Below are 20800 nucleotides of genomic sequence, written 5' to 3' on the forward strand. Positions count from 1 at the left end.
GCTGCAGCTCGGCGCCGCCGTCCCCCGCGTCGTGCTGACCGACCCCGGCGAGCTCGAGACCGGCCTCATCGCCGCGCTGCGGCACGGGGCGTCCCTCTCGACGCTGCAGACCATCGGCGGGGGCCTCGGCGGCTCCCCTGAGGCGGTGACCCGGTTGCTCGACACCCTCGCCCCCGCGTTCGAGGCATCAGCAGGGCGAGCGGATGCCGCGACATCCGTTCAGCACGGCCGACGACCGCTCGTGGCGCTCGACGCCGACGACTCGACGTCCGAACGCATCGCCGCCAACCTCGCGGCCCTCGGCTACGCGATCGCGAGCGCGCGCGACGCGTTCATCGACGGGGTGCCCGCACCCGGGGTGGGACTTGTCGTGATCGCGGCGGCATGGGTCATCGCGCCCGCTCGGCACCTGCCGTGGCTCCGCCACGACGTGCCGCACCTCGCGATCGTCTTCGACGACACCGGAGCCCGCGTCGGCCCGCTCGTGGAGCCGGGCGTCGGCCCGTGTCTGCGGTGTCTCGACCTCAGCCGTCGCGACCACGATGCCGCGTGGCCGGTGATCGCCGCGCAGCTGGCGTCACGACCCGCCGCGAGTCGCACGGCACGGGCGGTGCTCGACGCTGCAGGCGTCGCGGCATCCGTCGTCGACGACCGGTTGGCGCACGACGTGACCGCCCTCGCGAGTGCGTCGATCACCCTCGCCGGGCAGGGCGCGCCGCCGCAGCGCCGCGCGCATCGGCCGCATCCCGAGTGCGGGTGCCGAGCTCCAGGAGGAAGCGCGACGGCTCCCGCTCGCCTCGATGCCCACCGCGACGTGCCCAGCTCAGTTCGAGTCGCCGCCGTGCCCGCGTGATGCCGACGTAGAGCAGCCGCCGCTCCTCGTCGATGGCGTCGAAGCCCTTCGCATAGGCGATCGGCAGCATGCCCTCGTTGAGTCCGACGATGAACACCTCGTCCCACTCGAGGCCCTTCGCCGAGTGCAGCGTCGCGAGGGTGACGGCCGACACGGTCGGCTCGTGCTGCGCCTCGGCGCGGGCCCGCAGGTCGTCGGCGAACATGCGGAACGTCGTTCCGGGCGGCGCGTCGTCGACGAGCCGGGCGATCGCGTTCAGCGACTCCCAACGTGCGCGCACCGCGCCCGGTCCCTCTGGCGCCTGGGCCGTCATGCCGAGCCCGCGCAGCACATCGCTCACCGACTTGAAGAGGGGCTCCCCCGCGATGGTGAGCGCGGCCGCCCGCAAGGCGTGCACCGCCTCGCGCACCTCGGGCTGGTCGAAGAATCGAGCCGCGCCGCGCACCCGGGACGCCACGCCGACCTCCTCGAGCGCCCGCTCGAGGATCGCCGACTGCGAGTTCACGCGCATGAGCACCGCGATCGACTCGGGCGGGGCGCCGGTGTCGATGCGAGCCCTGATGCGGGTCGCGACGCCCCGCGCCTCGGAGAGCTCGTCGGCGTATTCGGTGATCGAGGGTTCGGCCGAGGGAGGGTGCTGCCGCTGCTGCTTCGACGGGGCATCCGAATCGATGACGGACTCGAGCCGCAGCGCGCCCGCCCGCCCGCGCATCAGCCGGTTCGCGAGCCCGACGATCGCGGCCGACGAGCGGTAGTTCCGCTCGAGTCGCACCACCGTCGCATCTTCGAAGCGCCGCTCGAAGTCGAGCAGGTACGTCGGGGTCGCCCCCGCGAACGAGTAGATCGTCTGGCTCGCGTCGCCGACGACGCAGAGGTCGCGGCGTCCGCCGAGCCACAGGTCGAGCAGCTGCTGCTGGGCGGGCGACACGTCCTGGTACTCGTCGACGATGAAGTGGCGATAGCTCTCGCGCACCTGCATGGCGACGGATGCCTCGGATTCGATCATGCCGGCCGTCGCGAGCAGCACGTCTTCGAAGTCGAGCATGCGGCGCTCGTCTTTCAGGGCCTCGTAGGCCTCGACCAGCGTCGTGAACTGCTCGACGGTGAGATCGCCGGGTGCGCCGCGAGTGGCGAGCCGGGTGGTCGCGGCCTCGGGGCCGAGCGCGCTCACCTTGCGCCACTCGATCTCTGCGGCGACGTCGCGAAGCGTCGGCGCGTCGACCCGGATTCGCGCGCGTTCGGCGGCCTGGCCGAGGAGCCGGCCCTTGTAGTCGAGGATGCGGGGGGCTGGACCGCCGACGACGATCGGCCAGAAGTGGTTCAGCTGGGCGAGCGCCGCGGCGTGGAACGTGCGCGCGGGCACCGCGCCCGCGCCGAGTGCGCGCAGCCGCCCCCGCAGCTCGGCCGCTGCACGCGCGGTGAACGTCAACGCCATGACGCGCGCCGGGTCGTAGGCACCGGACGTGACCCCGTAGGCGATGCGATGGGTGATCGCGCGGGTCTTGCCGGTGCCCGCGCCCGCGAGCACGCAGACCGGGCCGTTCAGCGCCTCGGCGGCGACCCGCTGCTCGTCGTCGAGGACGTCGAGGAGGGGGTCTGAGGTCTCGGTCACGACGTGGTCCACGGCAGGACCTGATGCTCCGGAGCGCCGATGGGCCCGCCGAACCAGCGCTCGAGGAGCCACCGTGCGATCGAGGTCTCACCCGGGAGGGTGATGTCGGCGAGCGCGCCGACGAGCTCGTCGCGGGTGAACCAGCGCAGCTCGAGGATCTCCTCGCCGTCGGGCGTCGCGGTCGCGGCTTCGATGCCCGACTCGAGCCTCGCGGTGAACCCGAGCATGAGGCTCGCGGGGAACGGCCATGGCTGCGAGCCGACGTACTCGACGTGGTCGACCGGCAGGCCGGTCTCCTCGCCGAGCTCCCTGACGACGGCGGCCTCGAGCGACTCCCCCGGCTCCACGAAGCCCGCGAGCAGTGAGAAGCGATGCTGCTCCCAGAGGGCGTTCGAGCCGAGCAGCACGCGGTCGCGGTCGTCGGTGACGAGCACGATCACCGCGGGATCGGTGCGCGGGAAGAGCAGGTTGCCCTCGCGGGTGCACCGCCGCGCCCAGCCGGCCTGGGTCGGCTCGGTCGTCGCGCCGCACCGCGGACAGTGCCCGTGGCCCTCGTGCCAGTTCGCGATCGCGAGGGCCGCGGTGAAGAGCGCCGCGTCGCGGCCGTCGAGCGCGGCGGCCGCGTGCCGGAGGCCCTCCCAGCGCGCCGCCTCGGGTTCGATGCCGTGTGCCGCCGCCTCGTCGAACAACCACAACTCGTAGCGCGCCTCGGTGTCGCGACCCAGGTAGCAGCGAAGCAGCGGAGCGGGCAGTTCACTCGGATGCCGCAGCTCGAGTCGCGGCGCAGAGCCGTCGACCCGCTCTTCGAGCAGCGCCGTGCCGCGGTGGAGTGCGACGACTCGTGCGGCCGGATCGGCGTCGAACGCCGCCTCGAATCCTGCGTCGCTGCGCGCTTTTGCGTCACGGTCGATGGCCGGTCGGGTGAGCGGCGGGAACGTCGGTTCGGACACGTGCCACCTCTCGCAGATCGGGCGGAGTCGGCGGGAAGGCGTGGCGGTCGCCCACCGCTCGGCGATGCCTGCTTAAGCTGTGTGCCATGGCCAGACCCCCTCTCACTTTAGCCGCGTTGGCCACCGCGGCGGTGCCCGGACTCGAGGTGCAGGCCGCACGGCTGCACACGCGCCGAAGCCATGGTGCGTACGACGCCGTCCTGCTCCGCACCGCCGAGGCACGCCACCTGCTGATCCGCGCTCCGCGGTCGCAGGCCTCCGAGTCGGAGCAGTCCGCCGACCTCATCGCGCTCCGGGCGCTCACGCCCGGCATCCGCTCGCGCCTGCCGTTCGAGGTTCCCGTCTTCGTCGGACAGGCGCCGATCGACGGTACTCGCGCCGTCGTGACCGAGTTCGTGCCGGGCTCGGTGCGCTCCGCTGATGAGCTCACCGAGCCCGAGCGACTCGCCGAATCGGTCGGGCTCGCGATCGCCGCGATCCACGCGCTGCCGAGCGGATTCATCGCCGAAGCCGGCCTCCCGAAGCAGACCGCCGAGGAGGCCCGCGACGCCGTGGTCGCGCTCATCGGACGCGCCGCCGACACCGGCCGGCTCCCCGCGGCGCTGCTCAGGCGTTGGGAGGAGGCCACCGACGACTCCGCGCTCTGGCGCTTCAAGCCCACGGTCGTGAACGGCTCGCTCACGGCCGACTCGATCCTCGTCGACGGTGAGCGGGTCACTGGCGTGATCGGCTGGTCGGCGTTGTCGCAGAGCGACCCGGCGCGCGACCTGCACTGGCTGCTCACCTCGCGCGGCGCATCGGCCGAGCGCGCACTGGAGGCGTACGTCACCGCTCGCGAGGGCGGTGCCGACGCGCACCTGCCGCAGCGCGCGTTGCTCTACGGGGAACTCGAGCTCGCCCGATGGCTGCTCCACGGCGTCGAGGCTCGCGACGACGCGATCATGGCCGACGCGGTCGCGTTGCTCGACGGACTCGTGTCGAGCGTGCACGACCGATCGAGCGAGCCGCTGTCTCCCGAGACCGGGCCGATCCTCACGGTCGACGACGTCGAGCGTCTCCTCGACGGAACCCCGCGCCGCCACGTTCCTCGCGAGGCCGGGGGCAGCATGCTCACCGACACCTACGACTTCTCCGATCTCGAGCGACACGCTGCCGGTGAACGCGATTCGACCCCGCAGGATGCCACGGCACCGATCCCGCTCGACCTCAGCGACTGGGGTGACGCGACGCCGCCGAGCAGTGACGCTCAGACCGGGGCCGACGCGGGCGACACCGACGACGCGACCGACGCCCAGGCCCGCCGCAACGCCGCCTCGTCGTAGAGTTCGTCGGGCCGCACGACCAGGTCGTCTTCGACGAAGTAGAACACGGCGTCGATCGTCTCGGGTTCGACGCCCGCCCAGCTGGCATAGGCGAGGCGGTAGAGCGCGAGCTGGGTCTGCTTCAGCTCGAGGTCGCGTGCACTCGCCGGTGCCTTGCCGGTCTTCCAGTCGACGACCTGGTACCGGATGCCGCGTGCGGCGAGCGCAGTGCCCTCGGGCACCTCGTAGACCGCGTCGAGCTTGCAGACGAAGACGTTCGGCCCGATCGGAAGGTGGAGCTCGAGCTCGACGGCGATGGGCCGGCGACCGCCCCACTCGGATGCTGCGAACGTCGCCTGCAGGGCACGGAGACGCTCGGGCGCGGCATCGGCCACGAACTGGCCCGCGCCGGCGTCTGGGTCGAGGGCGCCGCTGCCGCCGAGTTCGAGCTCGTCGATCGCCGACGCCTCGATCGCACCCGTCGAGCGGTGCTCGACCCACTCGTGGAACAGGGTACCGATGCGCGTCGCCCGGAACGGGCGGAGCGGCATCGGGCGTCGCAGCGCCGCCGCCACCGCGGCCGGATCGTCGACGTAGTCCTTGAACCGCGATGCCGGAACGCGCGCCGGGATCTCTGCCGAGGCCGGGCCTTCGAACCGGCGACGGCGCTCTTCGAGCAGCAGCTTCAGCTGCTCCGCCAGTTGCGGGCCGATGCCGGCACCACTCGGACGACGTGCCGCCTCGCGCACCGCGCACGCTGCCGCCTCGACCGCGTCGCGGCGCGCTCCGAGCGGGTCGAGCGGCCAGCGGACCGGAGCGATCGCTCCATCGCGGGGGTTCTCGTCGGCGACGGGCGCCGACGGGAGCCAGGAGAGGTCGAGCACGCCGGCTTGCGCGAGCTCGCGGAGGAACGGGCTCGGTGGGCGCGGCGCCTTCTGTGTCGACCACCACGAGCCCGAGAGGAACAGCTCGGAGCGGGTTCGGGTCAGCGCGACGTACGCGAGGCGTCGCTCCTCGTCGGCGTGACGGGCACGGTTCTCGTCGGCGAACGCCGCGACCGCTTGGTCGAACTCGGCTTGGCTCTGGACGCCGCGCCACTGGAGTTCGGGCAGCTCATCGCGGTCGCCCTTGAACTCGTTCGGCAACTCGCCGAACGCCAGCCATCCCTTCGTCGATCGGGGCTTCGACGGGAGCTCATCGGCGACGAGGCGCGGGATCGCGACGATGTCCCATTCGAGGCCCTTCGAGCCGTGGATGGACAGCACCTGCACGGCACCCGGTTCGGGTTCGTCGTGCCGGGGAGTGAGGCGATCGCGCTGCTCGGCCTCGGTCAGCCACGAGAGGAAGGCGCCGAGCGTCGGATGCTCGGAGACATCGGCGAAGCCGGCCAGCAGCTCATCGAAGGCTTCGAGGCTCGGGCCACCGAGCGGCTGCGTGGCATTCGAGGCGACCTCGATGTCGAGGAGCAGCTCCTGCTGGACGAGGCTCACGAAGTCGACGAGCCCGAGGCCGGCACGCCTGCGGAGGGATTGCAACTGTGCGCCGGCACGTCGCATGCGGGCGAGCCCGATCTCGGTGAAGGCCTTGAGTGCCGAGTGGGTGTCGGGTGCGGTGAGCACGAAGTCGAGCGCGTCGACGATCGACGGCGACTCGTCGGGTGAGATCGACGCGCGGAGTCCCTTGCGGATGTCGTCGGCGAGTCGCTGGGCCGCGAGGTCCCGGTCGGCGAGCCACTTCGCGAGCCCGTGCAGGGCCGCGAGGTCGGCCGCGCCGATGCGCCACCGCGCGCCGCCGAGCACGCGGATGAGCTCGGACCCGGCCGTCGGGTCGTGCAGCACCCGGAGCACGCAGACGAGGTCGGCGATGACCGGCTGGTCGAGGAGCCCGGCCATGCCGAGCACGTGCACCGGCACACCTCGCGCTCGGAGCGCCGCGGTGAAGATCCCGACATCGGTGAACGTGCGGCAGAGCAATGCCCCGCTCGGCACCGAGCCCTCGGCGCCGAGCGCAAGCCGGCTGGCGAACCAGTCGGCGACCTGCTGCGCCTCCTCTTCGATGGTCTCCGACCACGAGCAGTCGATGCGGCCGTCGCCGGCGAAGGGCGACGCGGTGAGCTCGGCCTTCGGGATGCCGGCGTCGAGCGGGCGGATGAGCACGTTCGCCGCGTCGAGCACGATGCGCGGATTGCGCCAGCTCGTCGACAGGTCGTAGACGGCAGCGTCGCCCCCGGAGGCGAAGTCGCGACCGAACCGGGCGAGGTTCGCGGCACTCGCCCCGCGCCATCCGTAGATCGACTGGTCGGGGTCGCCGACCGCCATGACCGATTGCCCGCCGAAGAGCGTCGCGAGGAGTCGCGTCTGCACGACGCTCGTGTCTTGATACTCGTCGAGCAGCACCGTGCGATACCGCTCGCGGTGGGCCTCGACGACAGCGGGATGCCCCTCGCAGATCGCCAGGGCGAGCGCCACCTGGTCGGAGAACTCGACGAAGCCCCGTGCCTGCTTGGCCGCCGCGTAGGCGTCGGCCAGGTCGAGGAGCGGCGGCAGCGCGTCGACCACGCCGAGCGCGTCGACGAACGACGCGAAGTCGGTGCGCTTGCGCGGGGCCTCGATGGGCAGCCCCTGCATGGCGAGGAAGTCGCGGGCCATGGCGTGCACGTCGCGGCTGTCGACCACGTTCTCGGCGAGCGCACGGCTGAGCGAGAGCACCGCGCCTGTGACCCGGTCGAGTGACGCATCGAGCTCGATGAGGCGTGGGTCGTCGGATGCGGCCACCACCGAGCGGGCGAGCTGCCACGCGGATGCCTCACCGAGCACCGCGGCGTCGGGTTCGCGCCCGATCAGCATGGCGTGCTCGCGGTAGATCGAGCTGGCGAAGGCGTTGTAGGTGCCCACGGAGGCGGATTCGAGCGGGTCGAGCGAGACGTCGGCGATGCCCTCGGCGACGAGCTGGGCGATGCGTTCGCGCACGCGCTCGGCGAGTTCGCCGGCGGCCTTGCGGGTGAAGGTGAGGCCGAGCACCTCGGGGACCGCGACGTGGCCGTTCGCGAGCATCCACACGACCCGGTTCGCCATGGTCTCGGTCTTGCCGCTGCCCGCGCCGGCGACCACGATGCTCTGGCCCCGGGGGTCGGCTTCGATGACGGCACGTTGCTCGGGGGTCGGTGCATGCAGTCCGAGGAGTGCGGCGATCGCTTCGGCGCGCAGGCCGGTACCAGTGGTGCCCTCGGCGTTCGCCGGAGTGGTCGCGTTCATGCCGACACCGCCGGGACGAGGTGCACCCGGTAGGTCCAGCCGCCGAACCGCGAGCGTGGGCCGGCATCGGCCGGGGCGTCGAACTCGGCGGCCGCCATCGTGCGCGCGACCGCCGTGAGGCGCGCACGGAAGGCGGTCTCGGCTTCGTCGTCGAAGGGCTGTTGAGCGCGTTCGGTGAAGGCGACTCCGCGGCTGGGCTTTGCGAGGTACACGAGCTTGGCACCGCCGTGCACGCCGGCATTCGGGACCTCGCCGGCGCGGGTCGCGAGTTGGTAGGCGGCGAGCTGTGGATGCGCAGCGGTCTCGGCGGCGGTCGGCGGCGTGCGCCCCGTCTTGAGGTCGACGATGACGGTGGTGCCGTCGGCCGACGCCTCGACGCGGTCGATGGTTCCGGAAATGCGCACGCGGTCGACGACGAGCGTGAATCGTCCCTCGGCGCCGAGGAGCACCTTGCCGTCATCGGCGAAGTGCTCGAGGTACTCGGCGGCGCCCTCGGCCATGCGGCGTGCGCCCCGGCGCTCGCGCTCGGCCACCCAGCCGGCTTCGAACCTGAGGTCCTTCCAGCGCTCTTCGACTGCGGCCCAGAGCGTCTCGAGGCTCGTGTCGCCGTCGGGACGCGCCGCCGCCTCTTCGACGACGGCATGGACAATGGTGCCGATCGACGCGGCGAGTCCCGAAGGAGGAGCGGCGACGTGGTCGACGAACCAGCCGAGCGGCGACTCCTCGGCGCGATCGATCTGTGACGGCGAGACCGGCACGAGCGCCTCGGGGTCGCCGTCGAGGTCGACCAGCGGCGCGACGGTCGACGGCTCGGCGAGGCCGTACCAGTCGTCGGGGTGCGCTCCGGGAACGCCGGCCTCGGCCAGCAACGCGAGCGCGCCCGCGGCCTCGCCGTCGCCGGCGACCACCGCCTCGTGGCGGAGCGCGCCGACGAGGCCGCGCAGGTGCAGCGGCCTGCGCCTCGTGGCCCGGATTCGGCGCGGTGCGTAGGCCATGAGCATCGACGGCTGCTCGTCGTCGTTGGCGGTGCAGCTCAGCACGAGCTGGCGCCGCGCGCGGGAGGCGGCGAGTGCGAACAGGCGCAGTTCGTCGCCGCGCACGGAGGCGCGTGCCTCGGCGACGGACTCGGGGCCCGGCAGGGGCGCGCCGGACCACGCTGCAGTGGCCACGCGCGGCAGGAGCGCCGAATGCAGGAGCGTGCCGCGCGGACGCAGGTTCGGCCATACGCCGTCTTGGAGCCCGGCGATGACGACGACGTCGAACTCCCGGCCGATCAGTGCCGGCGGCGTGGTCACGAGCACGGTCTCGGCACTGCGTTGCGGGGCCAGGGAGTCTTCTGGCAGCTCGCTCGCGAGCACTTCGTCGATGAACCGGGTGGCAGGCGCGCCGGGCTCGCGCTCGACGAAGCGCTGTGCGGCGGCGAAGAGGGCGACGGCGGCATCGAGAGCACGGTTCGCCTCTTCGGCGAGCACGCCGGTGCCCGTCGCCTGCGAGCCCCATTCGCCGGCGAGGCCGCTGCCGTCCCAGAGCGCCCACAGCACCTCTTCGACCGTGCCGCCCTCGAGCGCGACACTGCGCGCGGCGGCGAGGAGCTTCGCGAGCCTCGCGGCCCGGCGGGCGGGTGCGGCATCGATCGTCTCGAAGCCGCCCGGTGCGCCGAGCGCGTCGACCAGGAGTTCGTCGCCGGTGCGCGTGCCGCCCGATGCGAGCTCGTCGTGGCGCAGCGCGAGACGCAATCGCCGCAGCCCCACGCCGTCGAGTCGGCCGAGCGGCCCGGTGAGCACCGAGACGGCGGACTCCGCGGTGAGGGGCTCACGATCGAGCGCGAGCGAGGCGGCGTTCAGCAGCGCGGCGGCGGCCGGCGCATCACGCAGCGCGGTGCGGGCGGTGCTGCCGGCCGTCGGCACGTCGGCGAGGGCGAGCCCGCGCTCGAACGCCGGGACATCGCCGCCGGAACGCAGCACGACCGCCATCGACGACCACGGAACGCCGTCGAGGAGGTGCCGCTCGCGCAGCACTGCGGCGACCGACTGGCACTCGGCCGCGTGCGACGGCGCCTCGACGCCGAGTACCGGCGCGAGCGGATCGGCATCGTCGTCGGGGCCATCGGCGCCAGCCAGCTGCGCCGACCGATGCGCGCCGCCGAGCGCCGTGCCGATGTGCGCGGTCGCCGATTGCACGATCGTGCGGAGCGCGGCGCGCCCGCGGTGCACCGCGGGGAGGTCGACCCGGCGCACGGCCGCCCCGTCGAGCACGGCGCCGAGCGAGCCGAGCAGTTCGGGCCGGCCGCCGCGGAACCCGTTGCTCGCCACGTCTGGATCGCCGAATGCGACCACGGTGACGCCGCGGGCCGCGAAGGCGCCGAGGAGCGCGGCGGTCGTCTCGGTCGCCTCTTGGGCGTCGTCGACGACGATGAGCCGCAGGCCCGCGAGCGTGCCGAGCGCGGCGGCTGCCTCGGGCTCGATGATGCTGCGCCGCACGATCGCGGCGGCGTAGGCGGCGAGTTCGGCCGAGTCGAACTGGGTGGGTCGCAACTGCGCCTTCACCTCGTCGTACTCCGCGAGGAAGTCGGCTGCGGCGAGCCACTCGGCCCGGCCGGCACGCGCACCCAGCCGCGCTAACCCAGAGGCGCCGACGCCGTGCTCGACGGCCCGCATGAGCAGGTCGCGGAGCTCGGAGCGGAAGCCCCGCAGCATGCGGACCTCGGGCGTGAGGGGGTCGGGCCAGTCGGGCCCGAATCCGTCGCGGATGCCGCCCTCGAGGAGCTCGCCGACGATCTGGTCGTGCTCGGCTCCGGTGAGCAGGGTGACCGGCACCCCGGTGTAGGCACGCACGAGCTGGAATGCGATCGAGTTGGCCGTGCGGGCGAGCGGCCCCCGGGTCGTCACCGCGAGCCGCACCGCGAGCGCGTCGCGCAGCGACGTCGCCGCGGCACGGGTCGCCGACACCACGAGCACCTCGTCGGTGGTGTAGTCGAGCCGCTCGACCCGGTCGGCGAGGAGCTCGACGGCCAGCGTCGTCTTGCCGCTGCCGGGAGCCCCGAAGACCGCTGCGTGCTCGCCCTCGGCGAGGGTCAGCAGCTGCTCGACGGAGGGTGCGGTGGCCTGCATGCCCGCAACGTTATGGGGTTCCGCCGACAGTGAACGCGAACGGGCCGGCTCGGCGCGTGTCATAGTGTGGGAGCACGAGCAGAAAGGCGCACCGTGGACGTTCGAATCGGTATCCAGAACTCCCCCCGTGAACTCTCCTTCGAGACTTCGCAATCGGCGGCGGAGGTCGAGCAGGCCGTCGCGGCCGCGCTCGCCGGCCAGTCGGCGCTCCTCAAGCTCGCCGATGCGAAGGGCACCGTCTACGTGGTCCCCGCGTCGGCGCTCGCGTACGTCGAGATCGGCTCCGAGGAGTCGCGCCGCATCGGCTTCGTCGGCTGACCATGGAGCTGCTGTTCGTCACGCTCGGCGGAGCGATCCTCGGTCTCGCGGCTCGCTATGCGCTGCCCCGCCGTCAGACCCACGGGGTCGCGCTCATCCCCGCGATCGGCGCCGCCGCCGCCGGCGTCGTCTGGGTCGGGCTCACCTGGCTCGGCTGGCCATGGGACGGCGCTTGGATCTGGGTCGTGTCCCTCGTGGCGGCAGGGCTCGTCGCCGCGGCATCCGCGTACCTCATCGGGCCCCGCCGCGAACGGGCCGACGCCGCGCTCTTCGAACGCCTCGCACGCCCTGGAGTCGGCCGGGCATAGCTCGCCGCGGCTCCAGCGCTGCCCCGCGGTCGGCGCCAGTCGCCGCCGCTGCGGTCAGGCCGTCAGGCGGTCAGGCCGAGCGCGTCCATTCGGCGCGTATGCGAAGCGATGAGCTCGGTGAAGACGGGTTCGACCGCGCCGCTCAGGCGGTCGGCGGCATCCGATGCCTTGAGTGCCGAGCGGGCGATCAGCAGCGTGTCGCCGACGAGGCTGCGGCCCCAGAGGGCGAGGCGGTCGGAGAGCCCGGGATGCTCCGCGATCGCCGAGAGCAGCTCCGAGTAGAGCACTGCCGCTGCGCCCTCCTCGGCGAGGATCACGCGCACGCGCGCGCCGAGGTCGGCCGGCAACCCGGCGGCGAGCCGCGAGAAGTAGTCGTCGAGCATTCCCGAGGTGACGTGGATGCCGAGCAGCTGCTCGTACCAGTCGGCGCCGGCGGTGGCCTGGCGGAACCGGTCGGTCGCGGGGGCGAACGGCGCCATGACGCCGTCGGGTTCGACGCCCAGGCGCCGGAGCTCGGCGATGAGCGCGTGGTGCTTGCGCAGCGCAACCCCCGCGGCTGAGCTCAGTCCCTCTTTCGAGGGCAGCGTCGGCGCGGTGGCGACGGCCCGGGCGAGTCCCTCGAAGAACTCGAGCTGGATGTACGCCGCCTGGCCGAGGAACGGCACCGGGTCGGGCACGAGTTCGGTGAAGTCGATCTTCGTGAGGTCGGTCGGCGCCACTCGCGGACGCAGCCGCGAGGACTCCGGGCGCGTCATCCCCCGCTTCGGCCAGTTCACCACGCGACACAGCCTATCCGAGGCTCACAGGGAGACTCGGATAGGGTAGGGGGTGCACGCGGGCAATGGAACCGCGGCCGTGCGCCTGGGGATCGAAGCGGGGCGCACCTACGTTCGCAAGACCGACAGGCAGATTTTTGACTACTTTCAGTGACCTCGGGGTCGCGTCCGACATCGTCGACGCCCTCGCCGGGAAGGGCATCGTCGATGCCTTCCCCATCCAGGAACAGACCATTCCCCTCGCCCTCGCGGGCCAGGACATCATCGGCCAGGCCAAGACCGGCACCGGCAAGACCTTCGGCTTCGGCCTGCCGATCATCCAGCGCATCGGCGGCGACCCCGAGGGCGGCGTCAAGGTGCTCGTCGTCGTGCCGACGCGCGAGCTGTGCGTGCAGGTGACCGAAGACCTCGAGATCGCCACCTCGAACCGCCCCACCAAGATCGTCTCGATCTACGGCGGCAAGGCCTATGAGGGTCAGATCGAACAGCTCAAGGCGGGCGCGCAGATCGTCGTCGGCACCCCTGGGCGCCTCCTCGACCTCGCCTCGCAGCGCCTGCTCTCGCTGAAGAACGTGAGCGAGCTGGTGCTCGACGAGGCCGACAAGATGCTCGACCTCGGCTTCCTCGCCGACATCGAGAAGCTCATCGCGCAGACACCGCCGAGCCGCCACACGATGCTCTTCTCGGCCACGATGCCCGGCCCGATCGTCGCGCTCGCGCGCCGGTTCATGTCCAAGCCCATCCACATCCGCGCGAACGACCCCGACGAGGGCCTCACGCAGGCGAACATCAAGCACCTCGTGTACCGGGCGCACTCGCTCGACAAAGACGAGGTCATCTCGCGCATCCTCCAGGCCGAGGGCCGCGGCAAGACCGTGATCTTCACGCGCACGAAGCGCGCGGCGGCGAAGCTCGTCGAAGAGCTCAACGACCGCGGTTTCAATGCCGCCGCCGTGCACGGCGACCTCAACCAAGACCAGCGCGAGCGTGCCATGGCCGCGTTCAAGGCCGGCAAGAAAGACGTGCTCATCGCCACGGATGTCGCGGCTCGCGGCATCGACGTCGACGACGTGACGCACGTCATCAACCACACCATCCCCGATGACGACAAGGCGTACCTGCATCGCGTGGGCCGCACCGGCCGCGCCGGCAAGACCGGCATCGCGGTGACCTTCGTCGACTGGGACGACCTGCACAAGTGGGCGCTCATCAACCGCGCCCTCGAGTTCGGCCAGCCCGAGCCGACCGAGACGTACTCGTCGAGCCCGCACCTCTTCCACGACCTCGACATCCCCGCCGGCACGAAGGGCCGTCTGCGGGCGTCCACGGCGGTCGCACCGGCGCGGTCGAGCACGGCCGGACGCAGTGAGGCACGCACCGAGACGCGAACCGAGACCCGACCGGATGCCACATCCGACCGGGCACCGCGCACGCGCAACCGCAACCGCACCCGCGGCGGCACGGCGGCCGCACCCGCTTCCGCCCCCGTCACCGGCGGCGCGCCGGCAGCGACCGCCGAGGCCGGCGTCGAGTCGTCGGCGAAGGCACCCGGCACGGGCACGCACGACGGCAAGGGACACGAGCACCACGACGGCAATGCGGCTCCGCAGCGTCGTCGCCGTCGCCGCGGCCCTCGCACCGGCGGCACGACGCCGCAGGCCTGACTCCGGCGAAACGCGCATCGGCGCGGCATCCGTGTTGCTACGGCAGCACGGGTGCCGCGCCGTTCGCTTGGGCGATGAGGCGCTCGACCACCTCGCGTGTCGTACGGTTCTGCCCGAGCCGGTTCGGCTTGCCGGTGCCGTGGTAGTCGCTCGACCCCGTGACCTCGAGGCCGAACCGGGTCGCGAGGGCACGCAGGCGCCGCTTCGCGTCGGTGCGATTCTCGGGGTGGTCGATCTCGAGCCCGAACAGGCCCGCATCGACGAGCCGGGCGAGCCGTTCGGGCGGGATCACGCTTTCGGCGCCACGGGTGCCGGGGTGGGCGAGCACCGGAACGCCGCCCGCCGCCCTGATGAGGCGCACGCCGGTGAGCGGGTCGGGCGCGTAGTGCGGCTGCGCGTACCCCGACCTCGGGTGCAGGATGCCCTCGAACGCCGCCGATCGGGTGGAGGCGTGACCGCGTGCGACGAGGGCGTCGGCGATGTGCGGCCGGCCGATCGTCGTGCCCTCGGCGGTCTGGGCGAGCACGTCCTCCCAGCTCAGGGCGTAGTCGCGGCCGATGCGCCGGACGATCTCCTCGGCGCGCGTGAAGCGCGACTCCCGGATGCGCGCCGTTTCGGCCAGCAGCCCCTCGTCGAGCGGGTCGACGAGGTAGGCGAGCATGTGCACGCTCATGTACCCCTCGCGGGTCGACAGCTCCATGCCGGGGATGAGCGCGACCCCGGTCTCGGGAACGGCCGCAGCGGCCTCGGCCCAGCCGGTCGTCGAATCGTGGTCGGTGAGGGCCACGCCCCAGAGCCCCGCACGAGCCGCTTGCCGCATGACCTCCGCGGGGGGCTCGGTGCCATCGGAGACCGTCGAATGCGTGTGCAGGTCGGCTTCGCCGACGACGACGGGGGCTGCTGGCATCCCACAATGCTAGTCGCGGCGATCGTCGCGGCATCCTCACCGGCGACTCCCAGCCGATCGGCAGCGAGCGCCTCGGCGCAGCCCACGGCGCTCGCCTAGGGTTGGTGGAATGCTCCCCCGCATCCTCGGCTGGGCCGTCGTGCTCGGCACTGCCGCCTTGGCGCTCGTGCTCCTCTGGCCGCAGGCGTTCGGCCTGCAGAACCAGTGGGTCGCCGCGCACGTCGTCGCGCTCCGCGGGGCCGCCGCCGCGTTCGGTGTCGCAGCGGCGGTGCTGTTCCTGCTGCTCGCACTCGCCCGGCAGGTGCGCACGTTCGCGTTCGCCATGGCAGTCGTCTTCGCGCTCTTCGCCGTGGGCAACGTCGCGGTGCTCGCGGTGCGCGGCTTCGGCGGCGAACCGGAGGAGGCGCGGGCCGAGGCATCCGAATCGGTCACCGTGCTGTCGTGGAACACCCTCGGGGAGGTGCCCGACGCGTCCGCCATCGCCGGCCTCGCCCTCGAGGAGGGCGCCGATGTCGTGGTGCTGCCCGAGACGACGGGGCCGCTCGGCGAGGAGGTCGCCGTCGCGATGCGTGAGGGCGGCAGCCCGATGTGGGTGCACACCCTCGCCTACGACCTGATCGCCAAGGCGCGGTCGACCACGATCCTGATCAGTCCCGAGCTCGGCGACTACGAGGTCGTCTCGGCCGAGGCGCCCGGTCCGCCGGGGAACACGAACACCCTGCCGAGTGTGGTGGCCGACCCGGTCAGCGGCGAAGGCCCGCGCATCGTCGCCGTGCACGCCGTGGCGCCCATCCGCTGGGAGCTTCGCAACTGGCGGAGCGATCTCGACTGGCTCGCCGAGCAGTGTGCGCGCGAGAACGTGATCATGGCGGGCGACTTCAACGCCACCGTCGATCACTTCGCCGGACACGGCATCGACGGCGGCGACCTCGGGCGGTGCGTGGATGCCGCGGTGCAGGGCGGCGCGGGCGGTGTCGGCACGTGGCCCACCGACCTGCTGACGCTCCTCGGCAGCCCGATCGACCACGTGCTCGCGACGCCCGACTGGAGCGTCCAGGAGTTCCGCGTGCTCCTCGGCTACGACGACGCAGGGAGCGACCACCGCCCGATCGTGACGACCCTCACGCGCTCGGGCTGACCGACCCCGTCACGGCGACCTCACGGGCGCCGCGGCGTGCTGTGCGGTGCGAGAATGGACGGCATGGCGAACTCGACCGACACCTCCACGACCACTGCTCCCCCGGCCTCCGAGGAGTCGGGCCGCAACGCGAACCGCTCGACGACGCCGGGCTCCGAGGGCTTCAAGGAGTTCATCGGCAGCGGCTGGGCCGAGCGTGACGAGACCCTGCCGTCCGCGCGCGAGCAGGCGTCGTTCGCAGCCGTCCGCCGGGCGAAGGTCTCTGCGGCGTTCACCGGCGTGCGGCTCATCGTGCCCGCCGGCGACATGAAGCAGCGGGCCAACGACACCGACTACCCGTTCCGCGCGCACTCCGCGTTCACGCACCTCACCGGGTGGGGCTCCGACACCGAGCCCGGCGCGGTGCTCGTGTTCGAACCGCACGGCGACGGGCACGAGACGACCGTGTACTTCCGCGAGCGCGCGGGCCGCGACTCCGAGGAGTTCTACGCGAACCCCGCGATCGGCGAGTTCTGGATCGGTGCGCGTCCGTCCCTCGCGCACGTCGCCGCCGACCTGGCGATCGACACCCGCGGGCTCGACGAGTTCGACCGGGTCATCGACGCCGTCGACACGGCGACGCTCGTGCTGCGCGAGGCCGACGCATCCGTCACCGAACGTGTCGACCACGCCCGTATCCGATTCGCCGCCGAGCAGGCGCTGTCGACGAATGCGTCGGATGCCCCGTTCAGCATCGAGGTCGGCGGCGAGCACGAGCCCGACGCCGGGCTCGCGCGCATGCTCTCCGAGCTGCGCCTCGTGAAAGACGAGTTCGAGATCGCCGAGATGCGTGCTGCGATCGACGCGACCGAACGCGGCTTCACCGAGGTGCTCGAAGAGCTTCCCCGCATGACGGCAGAGGTGCGCGGCGAGCGCGTCATCGAGGGCGTGTTCGCCACCCGCGCCCGCCTCGACGGCAACGACGTCGGCTACGGCTCGATCGCCGCCGCCGGCCCGCACGCGACGATCCTGCACTGGACCCGGAACGACGGCCCCGTGGTGCCCGGCGATCTCGTGCTGCTCGACGCGGGTGTCGAGCTCGACTCCTATTACACGGCCGATATCACGCGTACCTTCCCGGTGAACGGCACCTTCTCGCCCGTGCAGCGGCAGGTCTACGAGGCCGTGCTGGAGGCAGCGGATGCCGCATTCGCCGTCGTCAAGCCGGGCGCGATCTTCCGCGAGGTGCACGCGGCGGCCATGCAGGTCATCGCGAGGAAGACCGCCGAGTGGGGCTTCCTCCCGGTCTCGGCCGAGGAGTCGCTCGAGCCCGAGAACCAGTTCCACCGCCGGTACATGGTGCACGGCACGAGTCACCACCTCGGCCTCGACGTGCACGACTGCGCGCAGGCGCGGCGCGAGATGTACCTCGACGGCGTCCTCGAGCCGGGCATGGTCTTCACGATCGAGCCGGGCCTCTACTTCCAGCCCGACGACCTCACCGTGCCCGAGGAGTTCCGCGGCATCGGCGTGCGCATCGAAGACGACATCCTCGTGACGGCGGCCGGCGCGGAGAACCTCTCGGCCCGCATCCCGCGCACCGCCGACGAGGTCGAGGCGTGGGTGCGCGGCGGCGCCGTCACCAAATCGTGATGCTGACCGAGGTCGTGGCGTGCCGACGGCCTGCGGTGGCCCGGTAGATTCCGAGCCATGACCCGACGAACACGGTGGTACGGCCTCATCGCCGCAGCGACGCTCTCCATCCTCCTGAGCGCATGCGCGGCGGGCGCACCGAACGGGCCACTCGCCCAGGCCTCTGAAACCCCGGTCGTTCAGGCCGAGCCTGAGCCGACCCCGGTGCCCGCATTTGATGAGCCCGTCGAGGTCGACCCGGCGCTCTACACCGACGAGTACCGGCGTGAGTTTCGGCGTCGCCGACGGGGCCGTGAACTGCCAGATCACCGCATCATCAGACGACCCGAGCATCGCCGCATGGGGATGCGCCGTCCTCAGCCAGACCTGGCGGTGGGAAGACACCGAGTTCGCCGAGTACTGCGCGCAGTTCGAGGAGTTCGGCTGCCGGAACGGACTGGTCGTGCGCGGCCCTGACAGTGCCACGCCTCGGCGCAATACCGACAGCGATTTCGGTGGCTACCCGGCCACGCACCTCCTCGCCGACGGCGAGCGCATCACCGTCGACACCGTCTCGTGCGAACCGGCGGGTGAGGGCGTTCGCTGCGAAGACGACTCGAGCGGCCACGGGTTCGAACTCTCAGCGGCGGCGATCGAAGCCTGGTAGCCGTCACCCGGAGGTCACGCGGCCGAGTTCGCCGATGCACGGAGGAGTCTGGCGAGGCGGATGAGGTCGGTCTAGATTGGCAGCACTGCCGATCGCACCGCTCCCCGCTGGAGGATCCATGTCTCGTCGCCGCACCGTCCTGCTCACTCTCGGAGCGGCCGGCGTCGCCATCGCCGTCGCCTGCGCTCCGGGCCTCGCCGTGGCGGCGCCGGGCGATCCCGGCTCGCCGCGATACGGCCACGGCGCCGATGGCGCCGGCGACCCCTACTTCCCACTCGCGGGCAACGGCGGCATCGACGTGCTGCACTACGACCTCGACCTCGACTACACCCCCGCACCTCCGGCGCCGGCACCCATGGAGGGCCGCCTCGACGGCGTCGCCACGATCGACCTCGTCGCGACCGCCGACCTCGATCGCTTCAACCTCGACCTCCGCGGGCTCACGGCGTCCGAGGTGACCGTCGGCGGCAAGCCGATGGCGTTCACCCAGACCGACAACGAGCTCGTCATCACGCCACGCCCCAAGCTCAAGACGGGCTCGCAGGCGCAGGTCGTCGTCACGTACGGCGGCACGACGATTCGGCCGACCGACATCGAGGGCGCCCTGTACGGCTGGGTCACCACGCGCGATGGCGCGATGGTCGTGAGCGAGCCCGACGGCTCGGCCACGTGGTTCCCCGTCAACGACCACCCGACCGACAAGTCGACGTATTCGTTCGAGATCACGGTGCCCGAGGGCCTCGTGGCGGTCGCGAACGGCTTGCCCAGCGCCGCGCCGAGCACCGCCGACGGGAGGACGACGTGGTTCTGGGACGCACCCGACCCCATGGCCGCCTACCTCTCGACCGCGAGCGTCGGCGACTACGTGGTGAATGAGTACGTCGCCGCGAACGGCACGCCCATCTTCGATGCCGTCGACCCCTCTCGCCTCGGTGCTGCCACGGCCGACCTCGCGCTCACGAGCGACATGCTCGTCTTCTTCGAGGAGCTGTACGGCCCGTATCCCTTCAACTCCTATGGCGCGATCGTCGACGACGACTCCGTGGGCTACGCGCTCGAGACGCAGACCCGTTCCTTCTTCTCGCGCAACGCGCGTGAGGGCACGATCGCGCACGAGCTCGCGCACCAGTGGATGGGCGACCACGTGAGCCCCGAGCGCTGGGCCGACATCTGGCTCAACGAGGGCTGGGCGACCTACTCGACCTGGATGTGGAACGAGCACCGCGACCGCGCCACCGCCGGCGAGACGTTCGACGAGTTCATGTCGCTGCCGGCCGACGACCCCGAGTGGGACTTCGTCGTGGCCGACCCGCAGCCCCTCGGCCTCTTCGCCGGCCCGGTCTACGATCGCGGCGCCGCGACCCTCCACGCCCTGCGCGTGAAGATCGGCGACGACGCGTTCTTCGAGCTCGCGCAAACCTGGGTCGAGCGCTTCGGCGGCGGCACGGCGAGCACGCAGGACTTCGCCGGCCTCGCTGAGGAGATCTCGGGCCTCGACCTCGAGGAGTTCTTCGACGTCTGGGTCTACACGCCCGAGAAGCCGGTCGCCTGGTAGCCGGCGCTCAACGGCCCGATTCGGGTTCACCGGTCGCGGGGGCGTCAGTGCGGGCGGATGACTCGGCATCGGCCTCCTCGGTGGGCGCCAGTTCGCCGTAACGGGGTCGCGCCGGCTGCGTCTGGGCGACGCGCTGCTCGTCGGCACGGGCCCGCTTCGCGGCATCCGTCGCCTCGCCGTAGCTCAACGGCGCCGCCGTGGGCTCCCCGCCGGGACGCTCGGTCGCACGAGCAGCAGGCCGCGCGGGCGCCGCACCGACGACCGGTGCGTCGACGCCCAGCACGGAGCGCGCCCGGTCGACGTGCGGCGAGTCGGCGATGATCGCGTAGCGGGTCGCGAGCACCTGCATGACCGACGTGAAGTCACGACGACGGCGGTTGACCGAGTACGAGACCACGCCGAAGATCATGCCGAAGCCCGCACCCAGGAGCACCGCGGCCAGGAGGATGCCGAGCGACGCGCCCGTCGGCGAGAAGATGAACAGCAGGAGGCCGAGGAACGTGCCGAACCACGCGCCCGACAACGCTCCTGCGCCCGCCGCGCGGCCCCACGTGAGCTTGCCGGTGATGCGCTCGACGCTCGTGAGGTCGGTGCCGACGATCGCGAGCTCCTTCACCGGGAACTCCGCCTTCGCGAGTGCGTCGACGGCCGACTGCGCCTCGGCGTAGGTCTCGAAGCTCGCAACGGTCTCGCCCTTGGGCAGGCTCGGGAAGGCGCGGCCGACTCGGCCACCGAACGGCGATTGATTCGTCACCCGGGTATTCTCCCACGGCAGG

Annotated in this window: 15 protein-coding genes; 8 read left to right on the forward strand and 7 right to left on the reverse strand. The window is 72.1% G+C overall.

Going from position 1 to position 20800, the window contains the following annotated elements; genetic code table 11:
- Window positions 1-692: 692 nt before the first annotated feature.
- Together QFZ26_RS01895 and nudC are read right to left on the reverse strand one after the other, a co-directional pair.
- The gene (locus QFZ26_RS01895) at window positions 693-2465 is read right to left on the reverse strand and encodes an ATP-dependent helicase (protein ID WP_307038786.1); all 1773 of its coding nucleotides are present in this window, start codon (window positions 2463-2465) and stop codon (window positions 693-695) included.
- A complete protein-coding gene (gene nudC / locus QFZ26_RS01900; RefSeq protein ID WP_307038787.1) occupies window positions 2462-3415 on the reverse strand; it encodes an NAD(+) diphosphatase in 954 nt (317 codons plus the stop codon). Before nudC ends, QFZ26_RS01895 begins: the two co-directional genes overlap by 4 nt.
- Before the next feature lie 86 nt (window positions 3416-3501).
- On the opposite strand from nudC, the gene QFZ26_RS01905 reads away from it, so the two are divergent.
- Window positions 3502-4737 (forward strand): phosphotransferase, encoded by a 1236-nt coding sequence (locus QFZ26_RS01905; RefSeq protein ID WP_307038788.1) that lies wholly within the window; start codon window positions 3502-3504, stop codon window positions 4735-4737.
- Here QFZ26_RS01905 and QFZ26_RS01910 read toward each other — a convergent pair.
- A complete protein-coding gene (locus tag QFZ26_RS01910; protein WP_307038789.1) occupies window positions 4662-7970 on the reverse strand; it encodes an ATP-dependent DNA helicase in 3309 nt (1102 codons plus the stop codon). The two genes, QFZ26_RS01905 and QFZ26_RS01910, sit on opposite strands and share 76 nt — an antisense overlap.
- Window positions 7967-11080: a UrvD/REP family ATP-dependent DNA helicase gene (locus QFZ26_RS01915; protein ID WP_307038790.1), complete on the reverse strand. Its 3114-nt coding sequence runs from the start codon at window positions 11078-11080 to the stop codon at window positions 7967-7969. The genes QFZ26_RS01910 and QFZ26_RS01915 overlap by 4 nt, the downstream gene beginning before the upstream one ends.
- Before the next feature lie 93 nt (window positions 11081-11173).
- Between QFZ26_RS01915 and QFZ26_RS01920 the strand changes: the two genes are divergently transcribed.
- The gene (locus QFZ26_RS01920; RefSeq protein ID WP_307038791.1) at window positions 11174-11398 is read left to right on the forward strand and encodes a DUF3107 domain-containing protein; all 225 of its coding nucleotides are present in this window, start codon (window positions 11174-11176) and stop codon (window positions 11396-11398) included.
- Window positions 11399-11400: 2 nt separating this feature from the next.
- Window positions 11401-11706: a hypothetical protein gene (locus QFZ26_RS01925; protein ID WP_307038792.1), complete on the forward strand. Its 306-nt coding sequence runs from the start codon at window positions 11401-11403 to the stop codon at window positions 11704-11706.
- Between the two features lie 62 nt (window positions 11707-11768).
- Here QFZ26_RS01925 and QFZ26_RS01930 read toward each other — a convergent pair whose 3' ends face one another.
- On the reverse strand, window positions 11769-12485 hold the full coding sequence (locus QFZ26_RS01930; RefSeq protein WP_307038793.1) for a ferritin-like fold-containing protein: 717 nt from the start codon (window positions 12483-12485) through the stop codon (window positions 11769-11771).
- Window positions 12486-12619: 134 nt separating this feature from the next.
- Between QFZ26_RS01930 and QFZ26_RS01935 the strand changes: the two genes are divergently transcribed.
- Window positions 12620-14146, forward strand: a complete 1527-nt coding sequence (locus QFZ26_RS01935; RefSeq protein WP_307038794.1) for a DEAD/DEAH box helicase — start codon at window positions 12620-12622, stop codon at window positions 14144-14146.
- Window positions 14147-14183: 37 nt separating this feature from the next.
- Here the strand turns inward: QFZ26_RS01935 and QFZ26_RS01940 are convergent, their stop codons facing one another.
- Window positions 14184-15053: a PHP domain-containing protein gene (locus QFZ26_RS01940; protein ID WP_307038795.1), complete on the reverse strand. Its 870-nt coding sequence runs from the start codon at window positions 15051-15053 to the stop codon at window positions 14184-14186.
- Window positions 15054-15162: 109 nt separating this feature from the next.
- Between QFZ26_RS01940 and QFZ26_RS01945 the strand changes: the two genes are divergently transcribed.
- The 4 genes from QFZ26_RS01945 (at window position 15163) to QFZ26_RS01960 (ending at window position 20024) form a co-directional block, all read left to right on the forward strand.
- Entirely contained in the window at window positions 15163-16191 is a 1029-nt protein-coding gene (locus tag QFZ26_RS01945) for an endonuclease/exonuclease/phosphatase family protein (RefSeq protein WP_307038796.1), read from the forward strand.
- A gap of 63 nt (window positions 16192-16254) precedes the next feature.
- Window positions 16255-17823, forward strand: coding sequence for an aminopeptidase P family protein (locus QFZ26_RS01950; protein ID WP_307038797.1), 1569 nt, complete (start codon window positions 16255-16257; stop codon window positions 17821-17823).
- Window positions 17824-18088: 265 nt separating this feature from the next.
- Window positions 18089-18469, forward strand: a complete 381-nt coding sequence (locus QFZ26_RS01955; RefSeq protein ID WP_307038798.1) for a hypothetical protein — start codon at window positions 18089-18091, stop codon at window positions 18467-18469.
- A 118-nt stretch (window positions 18470-18587) separates the two neighbouring features.
- Window positions 18588-20024: a M1 family metallopeptidase gene (locus tag QFZ26_RS01960; RefSeq protein WP_307038799.1), complete on the forward strand. Its 1437-nt coding sequence runs from the start codon at window positions 18588-18590 to the stop codon at window positions 20022-20024.
- Window positions 20025-20031: 7 nt separating this feature from the next.
- Here QFZ26_RS01960 and QFZ26_RS01965 read toward each other — a convergent pair whose 3' ends face one another.
- Window positions 20032-20778 carry a general stress protein gene (locus tag QFZ26_RS01965; protein ID WP_307038800.1) on the reverse strand — a complete coding sequence of 249 codons (747 nt, stop codon included), beginning with the start codon at window positions 20776-20778 and terminating at the stop codon, window positions 20032-20034.
- Between the last annotated feature and the right edge of the window lie 22 nt (window positions 20779-20800).

It is taken from the genome of Agromyces ramosus (assembly GCF_030817175.1).
GTDB lineage: Bacteria > Actinomycetota > Actinomycetes > Actinomycetales > Microbacteriaceae > Agromyces > Agromyces ramosus_A.